Genomic DNA, 1,677 nt, shown 5'->3' on the forward strand with positions numbered 1-1,677 from the left:
CCACAACCCTTACGACGAGCTCGGCGCCCTCGATGACGGGCCTCTGGAGGCGACCCCTCTGCAGGACTTCCTCGGCGAGGACGCGGAGCCGCGGGGCTGACCAGCTCGACGGCATCGGCCACATCGCGGCAGCAGCCGCTCCCCATCAGCCCGAGACGGGCGGTGCGGTCGCCTCACGCTGCCCAGCCCCGCGACGGCGGGGGTACGGCGCTCAGCCCCCGTCCCGCCCCGTCAGACGGCCGCTCAGCGCCACGCGCCCCCCACCCCTCCGCCGCCAGCCTGTCCGCGAGCACAACAGCGAGAGCGGCAGTCGGCAGACGGCTGGCCATGTAAACCGCTCAGAGATGCCGCCCTCGCTGGGCAGCAGAAAGCCCCCGCCGGATCTCCGACGGGGGCTCCTGGGGACGTTGGGCGAGGGCTCTATGTGTCACTCGCCGATGGGCACCCGGGCGCCGGGGGCGTAGACGTCTTCCCAGTAGCCGAGTGCCTGTTCGTCGTCGTGGAAGGTCACGGTCGTGACGAAGACGGCGATGGCCGAGTGGGCCGGGGCGTCGATCTCCAAGGCGTTCAGCTCGTCCTGGGACGCCTGCCGGGCGTGGCCGGTGCGCTGCCCCTTCACGACTTCGCGGCCGGTGCGCTCGCTGTAGAGCTTGTCGAACTGCTTCACCATCCGTACGTCGTCGGCCAGCTCCGGGACGGCGGCCACCGTGTGGGGCGGATAGACGGAGACGCCGACCGACGTCGGCTTGTCGTCCTGGCGGAAGACGCGAATGCGGATCACGGCTTCGTCGCCGGGCTCCAGGTTGAGAGCCGTGCAAATCTCGGGGTCGTGGACCGACCGGGTCATCACGCGGTGACCGGAGGAGGTCTCGCCGGGGGCGTAGCGCATCCCGTTCTTCTCCATGCGCTTCAGGCGGTCCGCGCCGGTGATCACCATGGGGTTCTTCTCGACGACCGTGCCCAGCGCCCCGCGCGAGCTGACCAGGCCCTCGCTCTTGAGTACGGCCAGGGCCCGGCTCACGGTCTTGGCCGCCACGCCGAACTGCTCACGGATCTCAGCGACGGACGGCAACGTGGCGCCAGGCGCGAGTTCCCCGCTCTTGATCAGTGTGCGGAAGTGGGCCGCCACGTCGGCATAGCCCTTCCCCTCCGGTGCCTTGTATGGCATGGCTTCTCCCTGTTTGTCGGAGCGCGGTACACCTCCGAAGGTACATCAATGACCCTCCCAAGGTACATCCTTGCCTCGCATCGGTGCTTGATGTATCTTCGTGGCGTCGGCAAGATACGTTAAGTACCACCGGGCCGACAGATGCGTACCTTCGGCAAGAGAGGGTCTGTCGTGGCCACAAGGAACGTTCCGCCCCGGTCCGGGGCGCGGCGAGGACCGCCACCCGCTCAAGGTCCTCGCCTCCCTCGCGGGGTACGCCGAAGGCTGCCTGTCGTACGCCGAGCGCGGCCCGCTCGTCCTGCTGCTGACCAACCCCGGCGACGGCGGGACCATGACGCCCGCTCAGGCCGCCGAGATGGCCACGCTCCTGCGGAAGCTCGCCCGCCACAAGTTCGTCAAGACCAGCGCCGCCGCCCACGCCCGCGCCCTGGGCGACGCCGCCGCACGGGCCGCCGCCGACGGCGAGCCCTGGGAATGGCGGATCGAAGCCGCTGCCTGACCCCCCGAAG

At 70.1% G+C, this 1,677-nt stretch carries 2 protein-coding genes; one reads left to right on the forward strand and one right to left on the reverse strand.

All coding sequences use genetic code 11. The features are described from left to right. Positions 1 to 427: 427 nt before the first annotated feature. Positions 428 to 1,168, reverse strand: a complete 741-nt coding sequence (locus tag ACFT4A_RS42435) for a GntR family transcriptional regulator (protein ID WP_376073315.1) — start codon at positions 1,166 to 1,168, stop codon at positions 428 to 430. A 100-nt stretch (positions 1,169 to 1,268) separates the two neighbouring features. Between ACFT4A_RS42435 and ACFT4A_RS42440 the strand changes: the two genes are divergently transcribed. After that, on the forward strand, positions 1,269 to 1,667 hold the full coding sequence (locus tag ACFT4A_RS42440) for a hypothetical protein (protein ID WP_376381295.1): 399 nt from the start codon (positions 1,269 to 1,271) through the stop codon (positions 1,665 to 1,667). Positions 1,668 to 1,677: the final 10 nt, after the last annotated feature.

This window comes from Streptomyces sp. NPDC057099 (assembly GCF_042671245.1).
Classification (GTDB): Bacteria; Actinomycetota; Actinomycetes; order Streptomycetales; family Streptomycetaceae; genus Streptomyces; species Streptomyces purpurascens.

Coding starts and splice junctions, on each gene's coding strand:
- ACFT4A_RS42435 (WP_376073315.1), bottom strand. CDS start 1,168: ATGCCATACAAGGCACCGGAGGGGAAGGGCTATGCCGACGTGGCGGCC.